This is a genomic window from Rhizobium grahamii (genome assembly GCF_009498215.1).
Classification (GTDB): domain Bacteria; phylum Pseudomonadota; class Alphaproteobacteria; order Rhizobiales; family Rhizobiaceae; genus Rhizobium; species Rhizobium grahamii_A.
The window spans coordinates 377,424-401,161 of the sequence record NZ_CP043499.1 but is presented as its reverse complement, the minus strand read 5'-3'; the positions used below and the strand labels follow the sequence as shown (position 1 = coordinate 401,161).

The 23,738-nt window shown below is 57.1% G+C and carries 21 protein-coding genes; 9 read left to right on the top strand and 12 right to left on the bottom strand.

Annotated features, from left to right (window positions below; translation table 11 throughout):
- Positions 1-126 precede the first annotated feature (126 nt).
- Together FZ934_RS20740 and FZ934_RS20735 are read left to right on the top strand one after the other, a co-directional pair.
- A complete protein-coding gene (locus FZ934_RS20740) occupies positions 127-1,641 on the top strand; it encodes a hypothetical protein (RefSeq protein WP_153272800.1) in 1,515 nt (504 codons plus the stop codon).
- A 268-nt stretch (positions 1,642-1,909) separates the two neighbouring features.
- Positions 1,910-2,218, top strand: coding sequence for a hypothetical protein (locus tag FZ934_RS20735; protein ID WP_153272799.1), 309 nt, complete (start codon positions 1,910-1,912; stop codon positions 2,216-2,218).
- Between the two features lie 427 nt (positions 2,219-2,645).
- Here the strand turns inward: FZ934_RS20735 and FZ934_RS20730 are convergent, their stop codons facing one another.
- The 5 genes from FZ934_RS20730 to FZ934_RS20710 all read right to left on the bottom strand — a co-directional run bounded on the left by FZ934_RS20730 (position 2,646) and on the right by FZ934_RS20710 (position 8,074).
- The gene (locus tag FZ934_RS20730; RefSeq protein WP_153272798.1) at positions 2,646-3,008 is read right to left on the bottom strand and encodes a hypothetical protein; all 363 of its coding nucleotides are present in this window, start codon (positions 3,006-3,008) and stop codon (positions 2,646-2,648) included.
- 24 nt (positions 3,009-3,032) lie between these two features.
- Complete coding sequence (locus tag FZ934_RS20725) at positions 3,033-4,517, bottom strand: S8 family peptidase (RefSeq protein WP_194273863.1); 1,485 nt, start codon at positions 4,515-4,517, stop codon at positions 3,033-3,035.
- A gap of 193 nt (positions 4,518-4,710) precedes the next feature.
- Entirely contained in the window at positions 4,711-5,799 is a 1,089-nt protein-coding gene (locus FZ934_RS20720; RefSeq protein ID WP_153272796.1) for a hypothetical protein, read from the bottom strand.
- Positions 5,796-6,929 carry a hypothetical protein gene (locus FZ934_RS20715; RefSeq protein ID WP_153272795.1) on the bottom strand — a complete coding sequence of 378 codons (1,134 nt, stop codon included), beginning with the start codon at positions 6,927-6,929 and terminating at the stop codon, positions 5,796-5,798. Before FZ934_RS20715 ends, FZ934_RS20720 begins: the two co-directional genes overlap by 4 nt.
- Positions 6,929-8,074, bottom strand: a complete 1,146-nt coding sequence (locus FZ934_RS20710) for a caspase family protein (RefSeq protein WP_153272794.1) — start codon at positions 8,072-8,074, stop codon at positions 6,929-6,931. Before FZ934_RS20710 ends, FZ934_RS20715 begins: the two co-directional genes overlap by 1 nt.
- A gap of 213 nt (positions 8,075-8,287) precedes the next feature.
- On the opposite strand from FZ934_RS20710, the gene FZ934_RS20705 reads away from it, so the two are divergent.
- The 3 genes from FZ934_RS20705 (at position 8,288) to FZ934_RS20695 (ending at position 12,191) form a co-directional block, all read left to right on the top strand.
- Positions 8,288-9,265 carry an AAA family ATPase gene (locus FZ934_RS20705; protein WP_194273862.1) on the top strand — a complete coding sequence of 326 codons (978 nt, stop codon included), beginning with the start codon at positions 8,288-8,290 and terminating at the stop codon, positions 9,263-9,265.
- Complete coding sequence (locus tag FZ934_RS20700) at positions 9,162-11,750, top strand: S8 family peptidase (RefSeq protein ID WP_153272792.1); 2,589 nt, start codon at positions 9,162-9,164, stop codon at positions 11,748-11,750. The genes FZ934_RS20705 and FZ934_RS20700 overlap by 104 nt, the downstream gene beginning before the upstream one ends.
- A gap of 201 nt (positions 11,751-11,951) precedes the next feature.
- A complete protein-coding gene (locus tag FZ934_RS20695; RefSeq protein ID WP_153272791.1) occupies positions 11,952-12,191 on the top strand; it encodes a hypothetical protein in 240 nt (79 codons plus the stop codon).
- A 399-nt stretch (positions 12,192-12,590) separates the two neighbouring features.
- Here the strand turns inward: FZ934_RS20695 and FZ934_RS28705 are convergent, their stop codons facing one another.
- A complete protein-coding gene (locus tag FZ934_RS28705) occupies positions 12,591-12,779 on the bottom strand; it encodes a hypothetical protein (protein WP_194273861.1) in 189 nt (62 codons plus the stop codon).
- Between the two features lie 537 nt (positions 12,780-13,316).
- Between FZ934_RS28705 and FZ934_RS20685 the strand changes: the two genes are divergently transcribed.
- Positions 13,317-13,916 (top strand): hypothetical protein, encoded by a 600-nt coding sequence (locus FZ934_RS20685; RefSeq protein WP_153272790.1) that lies wholly within the window; start codon positions 13,317-13,319, stop codon positions 13,914-13,916.
- Positions 13,917-14,124: 208 nt separating this feature from the next.
- Here the strand turns inward: FZ934_RS20685 and FZ934_RS20680 are convergent, their stop codons facing one another.
- From FZ934_RS20680 to nhaA, 6 genes are all read right to left on the bottom strand, one after another.
- Positions 14,125-14,388, bottom strand: coding sequence for a DUF982 domain-containing protein (locus tag FZ934_RS20680; protein ID WP_153272789.1), 264 nt, complete (start codon positions 14,386-14,388; stop codon positions 14,125-14,127).
- Between the two features lie 799 nt (positions 14,389-15,187).
- A complete protein-coding gene (locus tag FZ934_RS20675) occupies positions 15,188-15,472 on the bottom strand; it encodes a hypothetical protein (RefSeq protein WP_153272788.1) in 285 nt (94 codons plus the stop codon).
- On the bottom strand, positions 15,469-17,355 hold the full coding sequence (locus FZ934_RS20670; RefSeq protein WP_153272787.1) for an AAA family ATPase: 1,887 nt from the start codon (positions 17,353-17,355) through the stop codon (positions 15,469-15,471). The genes FZ934_RS20675 and FZ934_RS20670 overlap by 4 nt, the downstream gene beginning before the upstream one ends.
- 10 nt (positions 17,356-17,365) lie before the next feature.
- The gene (locus tag FZ934_RS20665; RefSeq protein ID WP_246737997.1) at positions 17,366-17,983 is read right to left on the bottom strand and encodes a hypothetical protein; all 618 of its coding nucleotides are present in this window, start codon (positions 17,981-17,983) and stop codon (positions 17,366-17,368) included.
- Positions 17,984-18,365: 382 nt separating this feature from the next.
- On the bottom strand, positions 18,366-18,935 hold the full coding sequence (locus tag FZ934_RS20660; protein ID WP_153272786.1) for a diguanylate cyclase: 570 nt from the start codon (positions 18,933-18,935) through the stop codon (positions 18,366-18,368).
- Positions 18,936-19,076: 141 nt separating this feature from the next.
- Entirely contained in the window at positions 19,077-20,270 is a 1,194-nt protein-coding gene (gene nhaA, locus FZ934_RS20655; RefSeq protein WP_153272785.1) for a Na+/H+ antiporter NhaA, read from the bottom strand.
- A gap of 638 nt (positions 20,271-20,908) precedes the next feature.
- Between nhaA and FZ934_RS20650 the strand changes: the two genes are divergently transcribed.
- The 3 genes from FZ934_RS20650 to FZ934_RS20640 all read left to right on the top strand — a co-directional run bounded on the left by FZ934_RS20650 (position 20,909) and on the right by FZ934_RS20640 (position 23,681).
- On the top strand, positions 20,909-22,264 hold the full coding sequence (locus FZ934_RS20650; RefSeq protein ID WP_153272784.1) for a chloride channel protein: 1,356 nt from the start codon (positions 20,909-20,911) through the stop codon (positions 22,262-22,264).
- Between the two features lie 481 nt (positions 22,265-22,745).
- Positions 22,746-23,180 (top strand): MarR family winged helix-turn-helix transcriptional regulator, encoded by a 435-nt coding sequence (locus tag FZ934_RS20645; protein ID WP_153272783.1) that lies wholly within the window; start codon positions 22,746-22,748, stop codon positions 23,178-23,180.
- Between the two features lie 87 nt (positions 23,181-23,267).
- Positions 23,268-23,681, top strand: coding sequence for a hypothetical protein (locus FZ934_RS20640; RefSeq protein ID WP_153272782.1), 414 nt, complete (start codon positions 23,268-23,270; stop codon positions 23,679-23,681).
- The last annotated feature ends 57 nt before the right edge of the window (positions 23,682-23,738 follow it).

Below are 23,738 nucleotides of genomic sequence, written 5' to 3'. Positions count from 1 at the left end.
TGTCGATGTTTCCTCAGTCAATTTGGAAGCATCTTTTCGGTCACGTGGATCGGATATTTTTTGTATGGATCGCATCTCGACTCTATGGACAATGAGATCTGTTGGCCAAACAGAGAGAGGCGCAACTTGGAAATTCTAGGCCCCGATTCACCCACGGATGCATTGAACGCTCGCATTGCTCGCGAAGAACAGATCATATCAGAGACGCTATCCAAGTTCGACAGGGCGACAGCGACATTCGCGTGGCTCGATACGATCAGGGCGATCGAAGAGACAGTAAATCTCCTGACTGTTGAATGGGAGAAGGATTTCGCTGCCGCGCTTTTCGGGCTTCCGGTTCTTCAGCTCACCCTGTCTGCATCTCAATTTCAAAGAGTACGGCTCGGTCTCGCTAAAAGGTTCGACGACAAATACGTCGCCCGCTTTACCAGCCTGATGATGCAGTTTAATGCCTTGGGGATATCCCTCCGGCAGAATGGGCAGCCGCTGCTGGCCTCGTCCTTCACGACGTTGGGAACGCTGATCGGTTACCTTCAGTCAAGACGTCGCGCCTGCGTGGCGCTCCTTCACCGTCTTCCTGACGCCTGCACCGGGGACATCGTGGTGGGCACCGTGGACCCCGTCGTCGTATTCTTCCCGATCATCGAGTTCCACGCCATCCCCCTCACATCTTCACGCAATGCGTTGCTGATCCGTGCGTCGACCGACAAGCTTGATATCGGCGACGGACGCGCAGTCGAATTTGCGAGTCTGGACGGCCTCTTTCTGGAGCCTGAGCGGTCCAGGATCACCGAGATGGAACTCGACGAGAAGGGTCGCTCGATGCTTGGCAGAGCGGAAAAACTTAGGCCTGATCGCCTTTTCTCAGCGGCCGAGCTTCGTAACGATCTGCTTCTGCTGGAAGCCGCCTACTCGGAATTCGACCTATCCAATACGAAGTTCGGACGAGCCGCGGCATTGATACGCAATATCTCGCGTAACTTTGTGGACCGAGATTTTTGGGTGAAGATACCCGAAAGGGACATGATAAAGCTCCTCAAACGGATGGAAATCAGTGCTGACCTTCAGGACGCCTTGGTGTTCCAAGGTATCAGCTATTCGGAGAGTGCCGAAACCTACGCGCCGCTCGTTCAGGTCGACGGCGTGTTTCATTCTACCGTCACGCTTCTTAGTCGTTTCGCCTATTACTGGCGTGCAAGAACCCTGGACAAGATCAAGCGGTTTCAAATCAGATCAGGCTTTATTTTCGAGAAAGCCGTGGCAAATGAGCTGCTGGCGCAAGGATTCGAGATAAAGGATATCAAGCGTATTGGTCGCCACGAATTCGACGTCATCGCGCTAGAAGACGGCGTCGTCTGGAACATCCAGTGCAAAAATAACTTTCTGGATCTCGGTTATCTTGAGGCAAGCCCCGAGCGATTTGCCCGATACAACCACCGCCTCGTCCGCGCTTACGAACGCGCCCTCGATAAGGACAGACGTCGAGAGCATGTGCTGGCCGGGCATGCACTTTCCGGCGAGATCGAGCATGTTGTCGTCAGTCGTTTTCCCGTCATTTGCAGCAACCCGAGGATACTGCCATTCAGCCTAATCCGTGAGTTTCGGAAGCGAATGTCATCCTTGAGTAAATCGGGGGCATAAATCTCGCGCCACGGTTAAACCGTTGCCGTCATACGCCCGAAGCGCGACTACTGCTGCCGCCTCTTTTGGATCGATCTTCAACTCCCACGTCTGAGTCATCGCAGATTTCGCAGTCCAGTCCGACGGATGCGCTTGTGGCGCTTCCTAAATAAATTCCCAAAGATCGCTGTAAGCAGCCTGTGATCTTGCAGTTCGCGGACATTCGTCGTTTTCTCCCTGCCCAGGGGGAATCATGAGAGCTATTCGACTCACACTCGGACGAACCACAATGACTGCATGCATATTGTTTGCGATCGGAGTGCAATCGCAGGCCGCTGACTTCATGGATTCAAAATGCCGTGACTTCAGGAAAAGCTTCAGCATCGACAAACGCACCATTGAGCGGCCGGAGCCGCCGTTTTGCGCGACCATGTTCGGCCAATTTGACGAACTTTCGTTCAACAGGTGCAGGTCAGAAATGGAAGATTACCGCAATAAGGTAGCCAAATTCACTGACTGCCTTTTCGATGAGAACGAGCGCGCCACTGAAGAATTCAATACCGCTGTTCAGAACTTCAACCGGAGGGTGGGAAGGTAGTGAAAGAGCTTTTTGATAGATGGCCCCGCCTCGCTTGGGCCTTTGCGGGTGCCGTTGCCGGAGTGTGCCTAGGACTCTTTTTCATTGGAAATTTTGGCGTTGCTCGCAGTGGTGGAGGGTTCGCGGTTTGGGGCTGGTTTTTTGGCGCGGTGGTAGGCACCTATGTTGGCTTTCGTGTCGGTGAATGGAAATCTCGCACACGCAGATAACGAAGATATTTTCCCGCCGGCCAATGAGATCCTTGCCTCGAATAAAGTACCCAGTAGCGCCTCGAACGCAGTCCGCAGTCCGCAGTCCGATGGCGGCTGCTTGTCCCGTGCTGCCCCCCGCAGGGAGATTTTCATATCGACGAGCGTCAACCCGATCGCCTATGTGATGTTTGAAGAGTTCGAGCGGGGACGGCCCATATCGTCCACCTTGGGCAAGTTTATTGAGCGAGGTGCCAGTTCGCCTGATTGGGCACCAACTCGACCCTCGGGTCGTTCGCTAGATCTGCGTTTTCTTCCATAAGTACCTGCCATGCCCGTGCTGGCCCGGCAACAACCAACGATGGAGAATTGTCAAGCTCGTTGACGACGATGAGGCCGACGTGCCTGTAGCGCTTTATCATCTCCAAAACCGGCCGTTTTAGCTTCCAAACCGCCTGCTCTAGTGCGCGGCTCCGTGCAGCCCGATCGGAAATTTTCGCTACTTCGTAAATATCTCTGGTTGCATCAAGCATGACAACGACTACCAAATTCCTGAACGGATCTGATTGGTCGATTAGGCGCTTCATTTCCTTGTCCAGCATACTGAAGCCCTTGTTGCGAGGCCGCTACATTAGCGAAAGGTCAAGTCGACCTCTACCAAATCGCTTTGCGTTTCTATTATGAGCGGTCGTTGGTAAAGCACAAGTTAACTCTAAGATGCGTTGCTTAAGCCCTATGGAGTCCCCTCGCAGAGACTCATTGTGCTCGATCAACAAAGCCGCAGCACCGGCGACTATTGGGCTGGCCATCGACGTTCCGTCCATGCAGCCATATCTTCCCTGCGGAAGCGCGCTTTCGACTGCTACACCGGGTGCCACGAGATCCGGCTTATGATCGTCACCGTTCTGCGGATAGGTTCTGCCCCACGCACTGAAAGTCGCCATGTTGTTGTTTCGGTCGCATGCTCCGACGCCGATAACGAAGTCGTAGCGTGCGGGGTCTAAGTGAGTGCCGGCACCCTCGTCGCCCTCGTTCCCAATGGACGCGACAATGAGCCGGCCGTCTGCGTGATGGGGCAGGAAGGCGCCAAAATAGCGCTTTTCCGCACCGCTGCTACCGAGCGAAGCGTTGATAATGTCCACGCCGATGCCATCTCTTCCAGCCTTGGACGCGAGCCAGTTAAGTCCGCCCAAGATTTGAGCGTCATAGCCGATCATCTTTCCGTCCTGCATCTCCGTCATCACAGCCGCAACTGCAAGCGACGCTTCGGGCGCGACGCCAACATTTCGTCCAGCACTTAGTGCGGAGACATGGGTCCCATGGACGTCATAGTCAATGGCCGCGGTTGTCTTGGGAAGTCCGTTCTGATCGAACTCGCAGAAATCGACATTCTTATCTTCGAATTCCGGATGGCTTTGGTCGATACCTGTATCAAGCACACCAATCGTCACCCCCTTGCCTGTGAAACGGCGGGGCTTTGTGGCGTCGATACCGACAGCCGAGAGATGCCAAGTACTGTAAGCCGCCGATTGGCTGCCGGCTTCGGGCGTCGGACGGTCGAGAACAACGGGCTCGTTTTTCATGACAACTAGCCCCTCCCCCTCGAGTTCCTGGACCTGTTCGCTCGTCAAGGGCGGCACGACGGCCACGCCAAGTCGTTCGAAGTACAGGCCCCGAATTGAACCATTCCCGCTCCGTGCGGAGCGGGCGACGAGCGAATTCCTACCCGCGTCAACGTTCTTAGCGCTCACCAATTCGAGACTGCCTCGATCTCCGACAAGCGTTGTACGGACTGCACGCCGTAGTGTTCTACGTGCGTCGCGGTCGGTTTCCCTCTCTCGTTCACTCCGCCGGTGCTGCTCCGCGGGAAGGATAATGTGCATCTGGTCGAAAGGAATGCTGGTCCACAGGCCAGCAGAAGCTGCATGGGCAGCCTTCGGTACTTCGGCCGAGCCGAAAATCGATCTGAAAGCTCTTACCTGCCGGCGGATGAGATCGCGATAATGACGCTTTGATCCCACAGAATTCGCATGGACATTTCGTCTCCATATTTTCTTCTTGCTTGAAAGAAATCTTGAGAATTCTGCTACGCTCGAATAGTGCTGCGTCATGTTCTTCATCTTTACTTGGATATGTAGAATTTCATAACCAACCACGTGATTCCACTCAAGCGCTTCGCTATCAGGTTGTGTGTTTTCCCTAAACTTTCGACGGGGCGTCCTTGGGCTGGGAAAATGACGATCGGAGGGCTATGAGAGCTGCATTACGGCTGTCTGCCTCGGATCTTACCCAGCACGCGAGCCTCTATGTCTCGCGCGGAGGCAGCACAAGTTTGAGATAGCCAGGAGCGTCCTCATCCGGGAACCTGGTTTCAAACTTCCGACATTCCTTCAGTTCCGGATCGTCCCATACTTTGCTGAGGTCCGTCCTATAGTTAAACGCCAAAAGTTTCGGTGACGCTGACGACTTGATTATCTTGGCCACCACGGTAGCGTCGGGATGCGGGTGCGCACTGCCATCGGTGGAAAATCCGTAGGCTTCGGCTCTTACCAAGGAAAGTAGCTTGCGGGTGGTGTTCTTTGCCGCGCCGTGATGCGATACCTTCATAATGTCGACGCTGAGTGGAGCGGTCACCTTAGCCCCAATCTGAATGAGCCCGTCCCAGAGATCGTTGGGATGGCAGTCGCCAACAAGAAGTAGTTTTCTTCCGAATGCTTCGAGTAGAAAGCCGATACTGCTCCCATTTGGCCGCGAGGTATCGTTGCTGTCCGGACTTGCAGCGAGTTCATCAATGTCCAGACCGACCCCAAACCCCTCCAACCCTTCTGGGTCGTCATCGCTGTTGTCAGCTTTCAGCTCTTGCAGCACGGCGGGCCAAACGCCAGCTAGCGCACTCAGTTTCCTGCGACTTGGCGTCAGTAAGCTCAGCGTGAACGGTCCAATAGCGACGGTGCCACCGTTCAAAGCCTCTCGGTGGATCGGCCCGCCTCCGAATTGCGAATTCCAAGGTATACGTGATTTGGAAAGTGCCTCGGATAGATCGTCGGCTTGGGAAACGCTATAGGCCTCCAATTCCTGCTTCGATAGTGAGCGCGAAACTTGAAGATGGCCATTGAACCAAACTTCGCTGACCGCGATATCTCGCGCCTCATCGCCCAGAAATTTCAGTACCCCGTCAATGTGGTCTTCGTCGATATGGGTCACAACTAAGAGGTCGATCGTCCTCCGAGGACCTAGGACCTTGTCGAGGTAGGGTTTCCAGTTGGAATAGGTTCTTCCACGCCCACCATCGATGAGGATGATGGCAACCTCGTCACCATCGGATTTGGCTTCGACTAATAGACAATCACCGTCTTCAGCAGGAAGCAAGTGAAGTACGACTTGACCCGTCATGTACGAACCGTGGTGAAAGCCTCGGTAGGGACCGCACGCGCCGCTACGGAACGCGTCTTTTCCGCGTAGTTGCTGTAGTTGTCGCCTTCCATTCCGGCGAGCATCGCAAAGGCATCGGACAACAGCTTCACTCCCATGGAATAATACGGAACGCCGACTTCAACGGCCGAAATTAGCGTTTGACATGCATATGACCATTCTTCGCGGTTTCGCGCGACCATGAGCCGACGCCATCCAAGGATCACAGAGATATCCGACAGCCATTTTTGGTGACTGGGCATGTTACCCAGCATGGTAACCCATTTTTCTTGGTGAAAATTTTCATGTTCTGCGTAAGCAAAGGCACAGACTTCTAAGGGTCTAGTTCTCGCCAGTTGAAGCCTATCGGCCTCGGAAAGCTCATCGAACGTCGCAGCCGCGTATCTACGCATGGCGTCGGAGTTTCCTGCTGGAAGCAAATCGGCCATCACTGCAGCATCTGGGTCTGCCATGATAACAAAGGGCACTCCTGCAGGCGCAGATCTCAGAATACATGTCTCGTCGGCTATTCCAGGATCGAACGGGAGACTTGAGACCGTCCAGCCGTCATCGGTCCAGTACTTTATCCAATGCCTCTCTGCCGAGAAAATGTTCTCAAGTCGAAGGTCTTTCGAACGCTCCAAAGGCGGCGTTTGCGACGACAATGTCGTCTGTCCCGCAATGCGCTCTTGGTCTGTGACAAAACTCCATGTGTCCGCCGCATCGTCTGCAGCGAAGACGTCGTACGTCTTAACGTACGCCGACGCCGTGGCTCTACGAGTCATCCCTCCGGCTGATGGACGAGAAAAATCCCGATCGGATGTCGTGGATTCCCTTCTCAAACTTGGGGCGCGTAAGTTGAGTTGCGTATCCCGATCGGATTGAACTACGCAGCGGTACGAAGTAGATTTGCCGTTTCGCCACATAGCATCGACGACATAATGCCCAGCGCCGAGATGGAGTTGCTTAAAATCGCCCATCCGGAGACGGAACTCGTCCCGCCATTCGCCGGAGGGCTCTCCGTCGAGTTCGGCAACCTTTCGGATCTGCGCTGAGACGCGATCAGCGCGCTCCCCTTCCCCGTGGATGAACATGATGCGCAAATCGCCCATCAGAAAAACGTCCTCTCCTCGATGTCCATCACAACGTCAACGAACGGGGGAGATATCGGGATTGCCGTCGTGGGAAAAGGCCCAAATTCCCCCTCGATGCATGGAACCGCTGAAAAATCGTACATTTGGTGCTCCAAGGCCAAACGCCATACGTCTTCCGACAGGCTTGCACTGCCGTTGAAGCTGTAGATCATGATTCCATCGCTGTGGCACGACACACTCACCCGAGAAATACTCTCGCGCGGATCGCAGCACAGTACAACTGGAATATTTTGTGGTTTAGGACCGATAAAGCTGATGTTGAGAGGTTCGCCGGAACTCTGACAGGTCTGGCGATTGACAAAGCGCAGGAGGTGTTTCTGAAGTTCACCGGTGTTAAACCACCAACCTCTTCCTCGACTGTCGACGTTTTTAACCGCTGCGCTCTTTGCCGCATCGAGGAATTCTGAAGCAAAGAGCGAAAGCCCCCCAGGCTTGCCATAAGCCTTGGTCCCTTCGGCGGATGCGTACAGTCTGCTGATCCTCGGTATACCGATCCTATCGAAAGTGGGGGTCGGGGAAAGCGCCTGCGTTGGCGGAGATCCCTGGGTAAGAAGAGCCGTTCCGTCGTTCCGGCACGTGTCGAAGAAGTAGATTTGCTCTCCTGGCCCCAGGATACGCATCGCATTTTCGATCTGGGCATCGATAACGCCTTCCATATGACGCCGAGAGTTTTCCCCGAAAGATCGCGTGAGGAGACAATCGGAAGAGCCCGATCTCAATCCATGGCCGCAGAAATAGAAGAAGCTGCGATTCTCAAAGCTGCTGGACGCGGAAGCCGACCAGTTGTCGAGCGCATCAATGATTTCGTCTGTCGTACCTGATGGTACCTCATACTCGACCCCTGTCTTAGGATTCGTGTAGATGTACGGAGTTTCCGTGGATACCAGCAGCGAAACCGATCCCAATGGACAAACCGGGTCATTGTGCTCGTTGATAAGCCAGTCGGCGATCGCCTTGGCCGTCGCGACCGGCGAATCCAAATTGCCAACTTTCAGCCGCTCACTAAGCTGCCCGTGGGGGTATGCCCCGATGCCGATTACAATTGCGTGCGTCTGTGGCTGGTCCGGTTCACACTGCACAAAATGTACGATTGCAGATTGCATGATTTGAGTCTTGCTGAATCAACCTTAACGCGGGTATGAATTTCATCAACGGCGTCAGTCGTCAAGCATGCTTACTTCACGCTCCTGATATAGTTAAAGTAAAACTCTTACTCGAAATCTTAGCCGCCAATGCCCCGTCTTGATCTTGTACTCACACTAATACGAGCAGCGTCTCGAGAGGATATCGAAGGCGTCAAGGCTGCGGCTGAAGCCATGGCTAATGAAGAGGTCCAACTTGGACATAATCGCGCTGCCGATAGAATTCGAACCGCTATCGACGGGCAAAAGATAGTCGAACCGACGCTAACTCGAACCGGAAATGGGGATGCGCCTGAGGGGCTACTCGTCGAACTTCCCGCGAAAGCCGGACTAGATCGGCTCGATCTCGACGACAGATCGAGGTCGAGCCTCCTGGCGCTCCTCACGGAGCAAAAGCAAAGCGGTAAGCTTCTTAAGAATGGACTTTCTCCCAGACACAAGCTTTTACTTTCGGGGCCGCCAGGAAACGGTAAGACATCCGTTGCCGAAGCTGTTGCGCACGATCTTGGGTATCCGTTGTACGTCGTCAGCTACGGATCGCTTGTCGGATCCCTTCTTGGAGAGACAAACCGTCGGATCGAGAGCCTATTCGCGCAGGCGCGTAGGCAACCCTGCGTGCTGTTTTTCGATGAGTTCGAGGCTGTCGGCAAGGAACGTGCTGATAAGCAAGAGACCGGCGAAATGAAGCGCGCGGTTGCGTCTCTCTTGACACAGATCGACACTCTTCCGTCGCACGTGGTGGCGGTAGCTGCGACAAACCATCCTGAAATGCTGGACCGCGCAGTCTGGCGCCGATTTGAGGTCAAGCTGGTGCTCGACCCACCTAACTACTCTCGGACAATAGGATTCCTTGTCAAACAGCTTGATCTGGACGCCAGCCTTGGGCTCATCCAGGTATTGGGCCAGTGCTTTACTAACAAGTCATTTGCAGAGTTGAAGGATTTCACGCTCGACGTCCGTCGACGAGCCGTGCTCGATGACATCGATGTTCATGGGTCTTTGAGGCGCGAGATCGAAATGCGTTTCCCAGAATTGGATTGGCCAACGGATGACCATAGACCCGACGAAGCCGCTTCTAAGGCTAGACCGCCCAAAATTGTCCGAAAGACTGAACGGAAAAAGACGAAAACTTCCGGGAAACAAGACGTTTAGCCGATCGCGCCAGCAGAGCCGGTTTGAAGATCAATTCGACCGCGTTTCACAGGTGCTTGCTTCTTCAGGATCTTCGGGCCTCATCACACGTGATCCCACGGCTCTGCTGCCTGAGACCCTTCTCGTATTTACCGTCAGCGGTGAAATTCAGAACCTTGCGAGGGCGCTTAAAGCGATTCCAGGCCTCGAATTGGTAGGCGAGGACCTTGAGGAGGATCTCGGTGATTCAACGGACGCCGAGGACGAAGGCGACAGTTTCCTGTATCTGATGCTGCCTAGTCAGTCGGCTTTGGCAGACATTGAACGTTTCTGGCGCCAATGGATGGCGGGCGATGAATCCTCGTTTAGCGCTCCCATAAGAAATCTGTTCGCCTGCCTTAAATCAATCCGGCGTTGGAGCGCTCAGGATCGTGTTTCGGAAACTGACGCCGAAGTTCTTAGAGAAATTGTACACGAAACCCCGACCCGGTCGATTGCCGTGGAGGTGGAGCTTGTTTTCAGGGAATCTGCCGCGCAGGCGAAGATCGCTGCGGATTCTGTAGTTAACGCGGTAAAGTTGGCAGGCGGGACATTACTGCATCATAGTCGCCATCCTGAATTTTCGTCCGACGCTTTGTTGGTCGAACTGCCCGCCAAGCAGGTAGAGCTGATCATTCAACGATCGGACGAATCCTTGGCCGGCCTTGATCACGTCATGTCCATCGGACCGCAGGCGTCGATTTCAGTGAAATCCGACGTTTCCGAGGGGGAAATTGGCCATGCTCCAGACGAGTTGCCTGGACGGGAGCCGATTGCGGCCTTGTTCGACGCCGTTCCGTTTTTGGAGCACGCCTACCTGAAGGACCGTGTGCACTATGACGATCCCACAGATCTTCAGAAGCTGGCAGTAGGATTCCGTGTTCATGGGACAGCGATGGCTTCCCTTATCATCCATGGCGATCTGAACGGCGAGCCCTCCCCACCAATCAGTCGTCCTCTTTACATGCGGCCGGTGATGTATGCGCGGACGGCAGGTTCCGTCGAAGAGGTTTTTCCGAGCGACAGATTGCTGGTCGACGACTTCTATGACGCAGTGGTTAGAATGAAGGCGGGCATGAATGGCGAACCCGCGACCGCGCCTAGCGTGCTGGTCATCAACGTCTCCTTGGGTGACAATCGACGCCGATTTGCGGGTCGCATGTCTCGCTGGGCAAGAGCAATCGACGATCTTTCGTGGCGTTATGGAATCCTGTTTGTTGTAAGTGCAGGCAATCTCGACCTTGAAGGACTCGATGACCTCCCTCTGACAGGTTTCTCAGACATCCCAGCATTTTTAGCCGCCACACCATCGGCGCGTGAAGCTGCGGTGCTTGCTGGCGTTGCCGCAGCCATCCGCGATAGATCGTTGCTCGCACCCGCGGATGCGATTAATGCGCTCACGATCGGCGCAATCAACCGCGATCGAGCCGATCAGACCGCCCAGAGTGCATCGGGAATCCTGCCCTACGACAAGATTGGTTCACTTCCCAACCCAAGTTCCGCGCCCGGCCTCGGCTATGGACGTAGCATCAAGCCCGACATCCTTATGGCTGGAGGACAGGAGCACGTACTTCCGACGGTCGGCGCAACTGGCGTTTCGGTCCGACCGGTACCGTTCAATGAACCATTCGGCCTGAAGGCCGCATACCCGCCTTTTTCCAGAGTTGCGTCTGCTTCCGCACTTGGCTTTGTGGGACAAACAAGCACCGCGGCCGCGATCGCTACACGCACTGCGCATCGACTTCACGATGTACTAGAGACGGCTTATGGATCCGCATTCCTGGGTCTCAGTGGACGGCACCGCGCCCTCCTCCTTAAAGCTTTGCTCGTGCACCGCGCTCGCTGGACTGACGCCATCAAAACCATTGATTCCGCCTTCGGTGCTGGCCTCAATTGGCAGCGGCGTCGTGCGAATGCGACCAGGTTGCTTGGATATGGTGTGGTAGATCATGAGGACGTCCTCTATTGCGTAAAGAATAGGGCGACGGCTTGGGCTGTTGGCGATGTCCCCAAAATGGCAGCTTCCATCGTGAGCTTGCCATTACCACCGTCGCTTTCAGGGCAGGCTGTTCCCAAATCGATAGCGGTGACGCTCGTATGGTTCTCGCCGACGGCTCCTGGACGGCGTAGCTATAAGACGACGCGGCTTATCCTGACCGATTTGAATGGTGATGATCTCGGACGACTTGGCTTGGACAAGCACGAACATCAACCAGACGTGAATGCCACTAGACGGGGAACGGTAGCCCATCGGGTTTTCACGGGCGCGAAGGCCGCTGCCTTCGTTGCAAACGAGCGAATTGAGTTCCGTGTTCAACGTGAGCGTGAAACTGGGCTGGGCTCTGATGACGATATAGGTTTCGCGATAGCGATCACGATCGAAACGGATGCCGATCTGCCCGTTTACGACGAGGTCGCGATCCGGTTGCCAATCAAGCCAGCAGTTTCGATCACTCCCCTTCCCTGAGAATAGGACCAACGTTTGCCGTACAATCTCGGTCGCATCAGATTCTGGGAGGTTCGGTGACTAATCATCACCGCCGCTTTAAACAATCCGGCTCTTTTCAGATGTAGCCTCGGGAGGCCCTCGGCGGCCGATGGCGTGGCCATGATTTCATTCGCAGTGGGGGATAGTCCTTTCTCACGGGTCTGATATCATCTGCTCGTCATGTTGGGAGTGGGCGTCTTGATAAGTTTGGTTCCGAACGCTTTTTATTGGGCAATGTCCGACAAGCACACAGGGGGTCAGAAAACCATCGTGCAGGTTTCTACTATCTTCGGTGCAGACCCAGACTTTTGGACGCTCGCCGTCGCAGGATCCGACCAGCACCACATGATCGGCGAGTTCAAGATCATTGCTCCCGTAAACCCGCCGGAGCACTTTCCGCTTCGCCAGGCTGCCGAATAATCGCCTAGATAGGAAAAAGGTTGAGAGACTGGCGAGGGCGCGCCGTCCAAGACTTTTACGGGCGAGAGGCTTCGGCTAGATCGTTGTGCCAACGAGAGAGCCGCATAGGAGAACCCACGAACTTTTGCGCGATCGTCGCATTCTCCTACTCATCTCCACTTGCAGCGAGTGAAGGCGTTCATCAAACCGTCGCCGACATGTGCCATGCATCCGCCCGAAGACAATGAGGCGGCTAGACAGGGATGGTCGAGTGCATGCTGGATTCGAGCCAATCAAGCGCGAGGATTGCACACAGGGCGATCTCACCCTTGAATGCTTTGAGAAAGTAGCAGACCGAGATTTCGCGTCTTTTCGATCGCGTTTAGGCGTACAATCCGGCCGGCCCGGCCAGATTGAAATCTAATTTACGCTTTCTACTACAGCTTTTCTGATCAGCCTCCCGAGGATCTCCAGTTCGTCTCCGACCTCCGCGTCAAGAACGGCTTTCGCCAAGGGTGCGTTCTGGTTCGCCAGACCCGTTTCGGGAACGCTCGGATCCTTCCAGATAGTGAACTGATAGGTCTCCTGGCCACGATCGAGGTAACGCAAGCGAACCTTGCTCCCAAGACGTGCGATGCCTTTCTTCGGCGCGGCGGCGAAGCCCGGTCAGCTTGGGTTGCGGCGGCTCAACGGGGAGTACGAGCTGCTTTTCCTCGCTGCGTTCCAGGGACGCAGGTGTTGAGCTCGGGCCTAACGGACGAGGTGGTGGCACCGGCGCGGCAGCCCGTTCAGCGAGCTTTGTCTTCAACTGCTCCAGACGCGCACCGATCGCAGCACGAAGCCTTTCCACTCTGTCTAAGGCCGGCGACGCAGCACTGTCTTACGACGGGATCTCCGCGCATGGCGGTCCTGTTTTTCGTGTAACGGGGAAGCTGACCCGGCAGTGAGTTTCATCGCGGCTCGACTGATCGCGAGAGTGACGCGCAAGTCGCGCGACCGATCAACTTCGGCGGACCTACAAATTTACCGGCATTCGGAGCAAGTGTCTGCATTTGCTCCGTAATGCCGTGCTTTCATCACGCTACAAAGCTTGCATCATTAGTCAAATGTCCCCAATTTCCATTTTGCGGGAATAAGGGACACAACATGCGAACACTCTGGATTATAGCTGCGCTCTTATGCGTAGCGGCTGCGATTGCGGTGGCCTTCTTCGCGGGTGCCGACACGCTAACGCTGTTATGCAACCCTAGTGAATCCTGTGCCAGGGAATGGATCGCAGCGACGAGCGGATGGGCGGCCGTTCTCGCGGCGGTGCCAACCATACTCTACCTCTCCAGACAGGTCCGGGATGCTGATCTCCACCAGAGAACTGGTTTTGCGATCCAGCTTCGAAAGCATCGGATTCTCGCTGCGCGGACCGCTCGGATCGCGTATGTGGTGCTCGGTGAGATGGACAAGGAGGAAAAGACTCACGCCGAAACCGATATGCGCTATTGGGATAAGGAGATGATAAATGGGCTCCTTCACCATCTGCGAGACGGCACGATCTCGGCCTTTGAAAGCGAAATCGCTCATCCTATCAGCATCGGCGGATGGGGCTTGGCGATGATCATCGAACGAGGTTATGCGGGCATTGAGCCCGCGCTGCAATCTGCGCCGCAGACCGCACGAGCTTACTTCGAGAACCTGAGAGATCAAGCGGAAGCCTACCTCTCCGAGGTGGCTGAGATTACAAAGCATCCCTGACTGGTACTAACGTCATAAAAGGTTGTCGACACTTCGACGATGGTCAGAAGGCGGCAGAAGTTGAACAGCACGCGCAGCGCCTGGAATGCGAATAGGCGCACGTCCTATATATTGCATATTCGAGAACATCGATGCGATCGAGGTTAATCACAGAAGCGGCTTGGTCATTGATTATGGCAATAGGCACAAAGGAGGTGCCCCAATCATGTCAGGCGAGAACACCTGCCTCCCTCGCCGCAGATAAAAAACTGTCACGAGCTTCTTCAAGAGAGCCGTAATGTTGGACAGAAAGCCGGCATGCAGCTTTGGCGCTCTCATACTGTTGCCCGCGCTCGGCAGGCCATCTGTTAAGGAGATGCTCAAGCGCTTCTCTGGGCCCGTCAATCGTTTCCCTTACGCCGCTGCCAATTCGGATGAAGACCGGCACTTCCCAAAGGATAAACTCGGAAAACTCAACTCTTTCCTGGTTCATTTTTCTTCTCCAACTGACGTATGCCGAGAAAAAGCCTAGGACAAAAAACGGTTTCGGCAACCGAAAACCGTGACTTAGCGATTGCATTTTTTCGTGATCGGCAGCCAGCAGCAATATCAAGACCGCAGCCGGCCCGGTCAACGGCAAACTGGTGACCGGGCCGGCAGGCCGACGTGACGTCTTGGGGAGACTTGGTCATCGGCGATCCTTTGTAGCCGCTTTTCCGTTCGGAGCGCTACTGCAGGATTCGCCAGGCTATTTAAGGGTAGCAAGGGCTCAACCTCTTTTCGGGTCGAGCCCTCCTGATGCCGCCTTCAGGACACGGGAAGCACGGCCAATGCGAAATAGTTCTCTGTCTCCACGGGGTCAAGCTCGCAAAAAGACCCCGCCAACGGATGCCGGGGTTGCAAGTCTCGGGAGAGGAAATATGTGGGTAGGGCTTAAACGCTGGTCATCGACAAATGTTCGACGGTTCATCGGTTGGCTCGCGGAGCTGCCGGGTTTTGATTTGCTTCAACAATCCGTAAAGCTCCTCCACCCGTTGCGGAGGGGCTATTCCTTCCGGTTATATCCCCTTGTCGCAATCCGACCGGATCGCTCCAGATAACTCCCGAATGCCGAGATCGACAGTCTTCACCGGCGACGCCCGATCGGCTTGAGCGTTTACAAATCAACAAAGGTTTGACTACCCCGCCGGCCGGCCGCTACCAAGTTCGCTCGATACCAACCATTTTTTGGATCGATCGAACCAAAAAATGGATCACGTGAGACCTTGCTATCAAGGCAGGTAGCCGAGAACTCAACGCCCCCTCCGCATCACTTCTGCGAGCGTCGGAGGCGGGTCCATTACGATCTCGACCAGATCGTCGAGCGCAATGAGACACGCGAGGCCGTCCTCGCCTTCGATGATCACCGGCTTGCCGCTCGTCGCGCGTGTCGTGAGGATGAACAGCCGACGGCGTGCCTCCCGCAGTTTGAGCGGAACACCGCCCTCCTCCAGGATCGCCTGCTCAATCCGCGCGCGGGCCTGCGCAGGGGGATGCGTCTTGAAGCTCCTCACGACCAGTTTCCACGTGCTGTTCATTTCGCCTCCCCCTCGCCCGCCGACATCAGCCTCGCAACGACCGTTCCCGGCAGCGCTCCTTCCTGAACGATCAGCCTTGCGACCGCATCCACCACCGTCATCCGTTCGCGAATGATGACCTCCGCTCGCTCGAGCTGCTCGGACAGCAGCGACGCGACCTCCATCTCGATCTCGCGATGCTGGATCCGAAGCTGCCGGCGCTCTTCGAAGCCGGGGGCGTGCAGATGACGAAGCATGCCTCCCATGCCAAATTCGGAAACCATCCGCGTCGCCATGTCGGACGCGACCGCGATATCGCTCGCGACGCCTGCTCCGGCTCCATCGGTCACGCTGCCGGTGAACACCCGCTCGGCGGCGATGCCGCCTAGCCGCAGGCAGATCTCGTCCAGGTACGACTGCCTCGAACGCACGATCTTGGGGACGGATTGGAAATGCGCTCCTCCCGCACTGGTTTGTGTCGCACGAACCTCGGGGACGATCCCGACCGACTGGAGTTCGCCTAGCTCCAGCGCAAGCCCAACGACGGCGTGTCCCGCCTCATGCACGCTGACGATCCATCGCTCGTGACCGACAAGCGGGAGCGCCGGAGGCAGGCTTGCCTGTAGCAGCCTGCCGTCCAATCGCACCATGCTTCGGCGTGCCCGTCGTCGCGCCTCCTTAACCACTCCCTCGATGTCTGCGCCAGACATTCCCTCGGTGGCCGCCGCGAACTCCCGAAGGTCTTTGGCTGACAACGCCCCGTTCAAATAGGTGTCGGCGATCGTCGCCCGATCCTCCATGGCCGGGAGAGGAATACGGATGTGCCTGCCCAATCGCCCTTGTCGGAGGAAGGCCGGATCGATGGCATCGGGGTTGTTCGTCGCGCCGACCACCACCACGCCCTCTCGCCGGCTGGAGCCGTCGATGCACTCGAGCAGACCATTAACCACCTGCGTCGAATAGCTCGCGTGGTCGGCTGAAAAGCGCGCCCGGTCGCCGATGCTGTCGAATTCGTCGATGAAGAGCAGCGCGGGCGCGCGCTCGGTCGCCATCTTGAACGACGCCCGCATCGCGGCGAGCAGGTCTCCGAGATGACCGGTCGCCTGCCACTGAGCCACCGACGTCGGCACGAACGAGAGATCGCAGGAGCGCGCCAACGCCGCCGCATACAGGGTCTTCCCCGTGCCCGGTGGACCGCTCAGCAGCAGTCCTGCATCGAGTTCGGTCCAGGCGATCTGTCCGTCGCGCCATGCGGCGACGTCCTCCGCGAGGTCGAGCCCCCAACGCCTGGCCTCGCCGTATCCCCCCAGCGCCTCGAGCCTTGGCCCGGACTGATCGGGCCCAGATTGTTCGGAAACAACGTCGATCGCCCTCACTGCATTGACGATCTCCTTGACGCTCCGCCCCGGTCTCATGGCGGCCAACATCACGTCCAGAGGTAAGGTCAGCAGTCTCCGCGCCTGACGGTCCGTAAGGCTTAGCCCGAGAACCTGCTCGACCGCGGTCCGCAGATCCACCGCCGAAACGGGCGCGATGTCCGCGACCACGTCGGCCGCGGCGCGCAGCCTGCCTGGAATGTTGCGTGCATCATCCACGAGAACGACGAGGCCCCGTTCCTCGGCGACTTCCAACATGATCTCGTCGAAATTCAAGGCTCCGCGTCGATCGCGGCGCGGCGCAAGGACGCGCGCTTGCTCTTGCTTCGGTGCGGCGACGAGCATCATCATCGCCGCAGCATCCAGATATCCTTTTTCGTCCGCCCCTTTGGGAAGACGAAGCACCGCGATCGGGCGCCTGAGATAAGCGATGTCGCCAAGGTCGCCGAGCGCCTTGCGGATCCCGAGGCTATAGACGACACGCTCGACGTTCGGCTCGAGAAGCCTTGGTCTGTTCGGAAAAGCCATGGAGCGAACCTCAGCGCTGAAAGCGACGGACGACCGTCTCGGGACCGATCATCGCGTCGTCGAGATCGAGGTCGATCAACCGGTGCAGTGCCATCCAGGCGATGCCCGTCATGGGCGCCACTTCGCGGAACAGACTAAGGCATTCGCCGATCTGGAGGGATCCCGCCTCCTCGATGACCGCAAGCACGCGGACACGGTCGTTGAGCGGCGTTCTCCACCGCGCGTACCGGAGAAGATCGCGTGCGTTCAGAAGGCGGAAGCCACCTTCGATGAATTCGCGGAATTCGAAACAGTGACGCAGACCCGCGATGGCGGCCGCCTCGGTGACGTCGGGAACGTGTGCCGCATCCTCCGCCGCATCGAAATAGACGTTGGTGCCGTCGTTGTAGGTTACAAGAAAGTCGAAGACGTGCGGCCCGTCCACGGTGTCCACGCTACGCGGAAGGCAGGTCCATGCGACGACGCTCTGGTCGACGTCGAGCAGGCACCCCAGATCCCTCGCAAGCTGCGTCCGAAACATGAGAACACCGGAACAACGCACGGTGCCCGATGGGTAGAACTGTTTGGTGGTAGCCACCGCATAGGCGTCGTACAACGCCGGAGGCATTTCGAAATGAGAATGGCTCATCGCATGATCCCGAATACGAAAGATAGTGCCGATTCGCCCGCAGGCGAAAGGACAATCAACGTATTCGCGATATTCGAAGGGCGTTCATCATGGTGAACAAAATATGAACAAAATTTCGAAAGTCAACAAGATTCCGATTCGCGGCGGTTCAGAACGTCGAGCTTGTCCCGCATCGGCGAGAACTGGGTGGAGAGCTGAACCTTGAGCTCGTCGGTGACGTCGAAGTCCATTCGATGTGGAGCTCTCGCCTCGACACGCCGGTGGTGGGGCCGATGACAACTTGTAGCGATGAAGGCCCCGCATAAACAGCGAATAATCATCGCTCTGGGATCTGAGGAATGCAGGCTCCATCCGCCGGTACGAATTTTTGACACCGACGGATCTATGCCTGTCGTTGCCCTTCGGCTTCAGATGCCGCACGCACGCAACCGCGACCAGCAGCCTTGGCGGCATAAAGTCCAGCGTCGGCTGCTCTTAGAATTTCGCGCGGTGATCCACCGGTAGTGGCGGCGATCCCCACGCTCACGGTGACGACACCTTTTTCGCTGAAAGCGTGTGGGATGGAGAGTGCACGGACGCTGTTGCACGTCATCAGCGCGAGCGATCGTGCTTCATCGAGGTCGACCGACGGCAGCAATACGGTGAACTCCTCGCCGCCGTACCGAGCGGCGACGGCGCCATATACCAGACCGAATGCCTCCGCCAATCGTTCAGCCACCTGCCGCAAGCATTCGTCGCCCTCAAGATGACCATATCCATCGTTATATGCCTTGAAACGATCAACGTCGATCATCAGAAGCGATAACCGTCGTCCGGGACCAGTAGCCTTAGCAAGCGCGTTGTCGAAAGCGCGACGGTTGGTCAGTCCCGTGAGACTGTCAGTCGAAGCCAGCGCCGACAACCTCTCATTCAGTTCACGGAGGCGTTCCTCCCGTTCACGGTGGGCGCTCACGTACGATCGAAAACAATCTCGCCCTGAACCATATACGCCGCGCCAGAACCGTGAAGGACCAAATCAGACGCGAACTCATGCTATTCCCCCATTGCAAGACGGACGGACGCAGATAGCTCCCGCAACCCGAATGGCAATCCTTCATTCGGCGGCTAACACCCGTCTGCCACCAGCCATAAGCACACATGATCCAACGATGCCGGATAGCGCAGAACCAGCGAGGATCCCGATCTTAACCTTGTCCTGAATGGCCGGATCGTCGAAGGCAAGCAGACCGATGAACAGGCTCATAGTAAAGCCAATGCCGCAGAGAACAGCCACGCCAGTCATCTGCGTCCAGGTTGCCCGAGCGGGAAGCTGCGCCCACCCGAGCTTCACCAGGCTCCCGACTACGGTAAGAACGCCAACCAGCTTTCCGGCGAACAGCCCCGTCGCGACGCCGAGAGTATGCGGGTCGGCAAAGGTCGCCAGTGACGTGCCCACCAACGAAACGCCCGCATTCGCAAAGCCGAAGATCGGGACGACAAAGAATGCGACTGGCTTGTGAAGCAGATGTTCCAAGCGGTGCAGCGGCGACTCGTCATCCCGTGCCTCGGGTGCACCGGGCGTCGTTTTGATCGGAACGACCATCGCAAGCATTACCCCCGCGAGCGTTGCGTGGATGCCGGATGCAAATACCAAGAGCCAGAGGACCGCTCCGAGCAAAAGGTATGGCGAGAGCTTTCGGACCCCTGCCCTGTTCACTGCGACCAGAATGCCGAGGACGATCGCCGCGCCGCCGAGCGCCGCGAGATTGAGCTCGCTCGTGTAGAAGATTGCAATGACAAGGACAGCGCCCAGATCGTCGATGATGGCGAGTGCGGCGAGGAAGATCTTGAGGGAGGCTGGAACCCGTTTTCCGAACAATGACAGCACGCCGAGTGCAAAGGCGATGTCGGTGGCCGTTGGAATTGCCCACCCGCGCAGGCTCGCTGGGTTTGCGAGATTGAAACCTACATAGATAAGCGCTGGCACGATCATGCCGCCGGCGGCGGCGGCTCCCGGAAGGATGCGGCGGCTCCATGTCGATAGCTGCCCATCGAGCATCTCTCGCTTGATCTCAAGTCCGACAAGCAGGAAGAATACGGCCATCAGGGCGTCGTTGATCCAGTGCAGCAGGCTGAGCGGGCCGATGTAGAGATGCAGCGCGTCAAAATAGGCGAAAGCAAAAGGCGAGTTGGCGACGGCGAGTGCCAGGGCGGCCGCTGCCATCAGAACAAGTCCTCCGGAAGCTTCATTGTCGAGGAACCGTCGGAGGGTGGATTGGATTCGGCCAGTCGAGTTTGGCGTGGACATAGGTTCGCACTCCCATTGAAGGGTTGATCGTAGTCTCCGTCAATTTCGGGAAGCCCGCGGCGCACGCAGCACACGCCATGTGAGATAAATAGCGGAAGCGTGAACACACCGCCACCATGAACGGGCTATAATTCAGATCATGTCCAACAAAACCAAGTTACTGCTCGCCCTGTTCGGTCTCGCTCTTCTCGTCGTTCTTGTCTCGACGCCGCTGATTGTGGGGCACACCGTTGCACCCCCGCCGGTCTGATATATCCGCAGCATTTCGGGCGGAACTCTCTTATAAGCCAGCGGTTATCGTATGCCAGCCAATGCCGTGGCTGCCAAACGCAATGCTCTCCTTGGCTGCAAGGAAATCAGGCAACGCGACACGTTCTTCTATGACCCAACGAAACACTTTTTCGATATTGACGGAAAGCACCTCAAACAATATGTCACGTGATGATATTTATAGGAATTCGAACGTGCAGCGAGACACCAAGATTGTTCTGGCGACAGTGATAGGCAGCGTCCTGGTTTGCGCCGTATGCTTCGTGTTTTGGATGTTGGATGAACCCTATAAACCGAATTGGGAATTTCCATCCGAGACGCACGTAACTGACTGATCTTGCGAATGCGTCGCTCTTTCCGAGTTCCCCATGCCCGCCTCCTATCGCAATTCCAAGCTGCTCCGCCGTTCCCGTGTTTTCTGGGGATCGTTTTCGCTCTGGCGGCCGCGGCTGGTGTTCTGGTGCGGCGCCCTGGCGATCGGGGTGATCAGCGTCGGTTTCGCCAAGCTCGCCGACCTGGCGCAGAAGGCGTTCGGCACCCTGACATCCTCGGGCGAATGGGCTTTCCTGCTGCCGCTCGCCCTGACCCCCTCGATCTTCATGCTGTCGGCCTATCTGGCGGCGACGCTGTTTCCGAATTCGCAGGGCAGCGGCATTCCGCAGGCGATCGCCGCCCGGCATCTGCGCGAGGAAGAGGACCGCACACGGCTCCTGTCGCTCCGGATCGCCTTCGGCAAGATCGTGCTGACGGTGCTCGGGCTGTTTTCCGGCGCCTCAATCGGCCGCGAAGGGCCGACGGTGCAGGTGGGTGCCTCGATCATGCTGGCGGTCGCCCGCTTTGGCGGCATGGCGCAGGCACGCGGGCTGATCCTCGCCGGGTCGGCTGCAGGCATCGCGGCGGCCTTCAACACGCCGCTCGCCGGTATCGTCTTCGCCATCGAGGAGATGAGCCGCACCTATGAGTCGCGGGCCAACGGGCTGGTGCTGACCGCGGTCATCCTCGCCGGTCTTGCGGCGCTGGGGCTTTCCGGCAGCTATAACTATTTCGGCGAAGCCTCTGCGGCGCCAACGCAATTGCGCGACTGGGGCCTCGTGCTGGTCTGCGGTATCGGCGGCGGCGCGCTCGGCGCAGCGTTTAGCGGCTTTGCCCTGCATTTCGGCCAGAGGATCCGCCGCTGGACGCAGCCGCAACCCCTGAAGCGCATGCTTGTACTCGCCGGGATCTGCGGGCTGGCGATTGCCGTGATCGGCATCCTCTCCGGCGGCACCACCTTCGGCACCGGTTACGAGCAGGCGCGCGGCGCAGTCGAGGGCCATGCGCTGCCGCTGCTGTTCTTCGTCGAGAAACTGGCCGCAAGCTTCCTGTCGATGATCTCAGGCATTCCGGGCGGCATCTTCGCGCCATCGCTCGCCGTCGGCGCCGGTTTCGGCAGCGCTGTCGGCTCGCTGCTCGGCACCAGCATCGCGCTCCCCGCCATCCTCGGCATGGCCGCCTATTTCTCCGGCGTCGTGCAGGCGCCGATGACCGCCTTCGTCATCATTCTGGAAATGACCGGCGACCACCAGGCCGTCATCCCGATCATGGCGGTCTCGATGATCGGCTACGTGACCTCGCGCATTCTCTCCCGCGAACCGCTCTATCATGGCCTGTCACGGGTGTTCATCGCCGCGGCCATCCGGGCGCGGCGCAAACTCGATATCGATCCCGATGAGCATCATTTCTGAGGGTTTCAGAGCATGACCCTTCGCTATTGTTGAAAGCGTTAACGGCCCGCTTCGGAAAGCGCCTATTGTTCGATCTCGTGATCGATAGTTCGCATGCGATGACGATAGATCGCGTTGATCACCATGCAGAACCGACGAGCTTCTGTTTCTTGAAGTCCATCCAGCGATCGGCCGAGATACTCCGCTGGCCAGCCTGTACAGATATCGTAGACCGTCGATGTGCTGTCATGTTCCAACCGGATCGCATATCGGCTGATTTCCACGGGCATTGTCGAACGAACCACCTGCACTGAAAATTTTTCGACGTCACGAATTTGGCACAGTCATCACGCCAATTTGATGGGATGATGGTTCGCGAACGTCAAGTAAATGCCGCTGCTTTGCAGCGCCTCCCGCATGAACTCGATCTGCTCGCGAACCGTTCTCCCAAGCGTGGCCACGCGAATTTATATCATATCATGACACATACAAGGTCTTTTTCATGCCCCGTTCAAAATCAGCGGCCCTAAGCGACCAAGTCTATGACGGATTGGCCGGCTTCAGGCTTGCCATGCGACGCTTCCTAGCGTTCAGCGAGGCCGCGCTCGCCGAAGCGGGCGTAACCTCGGCCCAATATCAGGCCCTGCTTGTCGTGCGCTCATCTCCTGACCGGCAGGTGAGGCTGCGTGATCTCGCCGAGCAAATGCTTATGCACCACAACGGCGCCGTTCAGCTCGTCGATCGCATGTGTTCTGCGGGGCTAGCTGAACGAATTCCTGCTGAGGACGACAAGCGCAGCGTCATGATCGGCATGACGTCAAAAGGTCGTGACGTGCTGGAAGCTCTCGCCCGCGTCCATGTCGAGGGCATGTTGGAGAACGAGCCGCTGCTGGCGGAATCACTCTCTCGCCTGCGCCAGGTCACCGAGTTGGCCTGAAGGCACGTCACCTTTTTTTGATCACGCCGTGATTGATCTCTAGCCCTCGTTTTGTATCATGACGTGATATAAAGGAGGAGAACAGCTATGACGGATGATATGCGGGGCTGGTCGAACTACCGGCCATCCAAGACAATGTGGGGATGGTCAATAGTCGCCGCATCGGCAGTGACGATGCTGCTCGGCTTCACCTGGGGAGGCTGGACGACAACGGGGCGTGCGCATGTGATGACAGATATTGCCGTGCGGGACGCAAGGACCGAACTGGTTGCCGGCGTATGCGTGCACAATTTCGTCACAGCGAGTGATGCGGCAGACAATCTCAAAGCTCTGCAGGCTAAATCGTCGTGGCAACGCGACGACTTCATCAAGGAAGGTGGATGGGCGAAAGTTGCGGGTATCGACGACACCGTTGCCAATGCGACCGACGCCTGCGCCGATCAGCTCATGAAACTCAAGGAGCTGCCGACTGCGACCGATCCTGCGGTCACGGACAGCTAGAGACTGGCCGGATGCGATGAGATGTCCGGCTAGCCAGCGGCCCGCCCGAAATGATTT

What these genes read in the sequence shown, in the direction of transcription:
- FZ934_RS20735 (WP_153272799.1), top strand. Translation starts at nt 1,910, where the DNA reads ATGACTGCATGCATATTGTTTGCGATCGGAGTGCAATCGCAGGCCGCT.
- FZ934_RS20730 (WP_153272798.1), bottom strand. Translation starts at nt 3,008, where the DNA reads ATGCTGGACAAGGAAATGAAGCGCCTAATCGACCAATCAGATCCGTTC.
- FZ934_RS20725 (WP_194273863.1), bottom strand. Translation starts at nt 4,517, where the DNA reads ATGACGCAGCACTATTCGAGCGTAGCAGAATTCTCAAGATTTCTTTCA.
- FZ934_RS20720 (WP_153272796.1), bottom strand. Translation starts at nt 5,799, where the DNA reads ATGACGGGTCAAGTCGTACTTCACTTGCTTCCTGCTGAAGACGGTGAT.
- FZ934_RS20715 (WP_153272795.1), bottom strand. Translation starts at nt 6,929, where the DNA reads ATGGGCGATTTGCGCATCATGTTCATCCACGGGGAAGGGGAGCGCGCT.
- FZ934_RS20710 (WP_153272794.1), bottom strand. Translation starts at nt 8,074, where the DNA reads ATGCAATCTGCAATCGTACATTTTGTGCAGTGTGAACCGGACCAGCCA.
- FZ934_RS20705 (WP_194273862.1), top strand. Translation starts at nt 8,288, where the DNA reads ATGGCTAATGAAGAGGTCCAACTTGGACATAATCGCGCTGCCGATAGA.
- FZ934_RS20700 (WP_153272792.1), top strand. Translation starts at nt 9,162, where the DNA reads ATGACCATAGACCCGACGAAGCCGCTTCTAAGGCTAGACCGCCCAAAA.
- FZ934_RS20695 (WP_153272791.1), top strand. Translation starts at nt 11,952, where the DNA reads ATGTTGGGAGTGGGCGTCTTGATAAGTTTGGTTCCGAACGCTTTTTAT.
- FZ934_RS20685 (WP_153272790.1), top strand. Translation starts at nt 13,317, where the DNA reads ATGCGAACACTCTGGATTATAGCTGCGCTCTTATGCGTAGCGGCTGCG.
- FZ934_RS20680 (WP_153272789.1), bottom strand. Translation starts at nt 14,388, where the DNA reads ATGAACCAGGAAAGAGTTGAGTTTTCCGAGTTTATCCTTTGGGAAGTG.
- FZ934_RS20675 (WP_153272788.1), bottom strand. Translation starts at nt 15,472, where the DNA reads ATGAACAGCACGTGGAAACTGGTCGTGAGGAGCTTCAAGACGCATCCC.
- FZ934_RS20670 (WP_153272787.1), bottom strand. Translation starts at nt 17,355, where the DNA reads ATGGCTTTTCCGAACAGACCAAGGCTTCTCGAGCCGAACGTCGAGCGT.
- FZ934_RS20665 (WP_246737997.1), bottom strand. Translation starts at nt 17,983, where the DNA reads ATGAGCCATTCTCATTTCGAAATGCCTCCGGCGTTGTACGACGCCTAT.
- nhaA (WP_153272785.1), bottom strand. Translation starts at nt 20,270, where the DNA reads ATGTCCACGCCAAACTCGACTGGCCGAATCCAATCCACCCTCCGACGG.
- FZ934_RS20650 (WP_153272784.1), top strand. Translation starts at nt 20,909, where the DNA reads ATGCCCGCCTCCTATCGCAATTCCAAGCTGCTCCGCCGTTCCCGTGTT.
- FZ934_RS20645 (WP_153272783.1), top strand. Translation starts at nt 22,746, where the DNA reads ATGCCCCGTTCAAAATCAGCGGCCCTAAGCGACCAAGTCTATGACGGA.
- FZ934_RS20640 (WP_153272782.1), top strand. Translation starts at nt 23,268, where the DNA reads ATGACGGATGATATGCGGGGCTGGTCGAACTACCGGCCATCCAAGACA.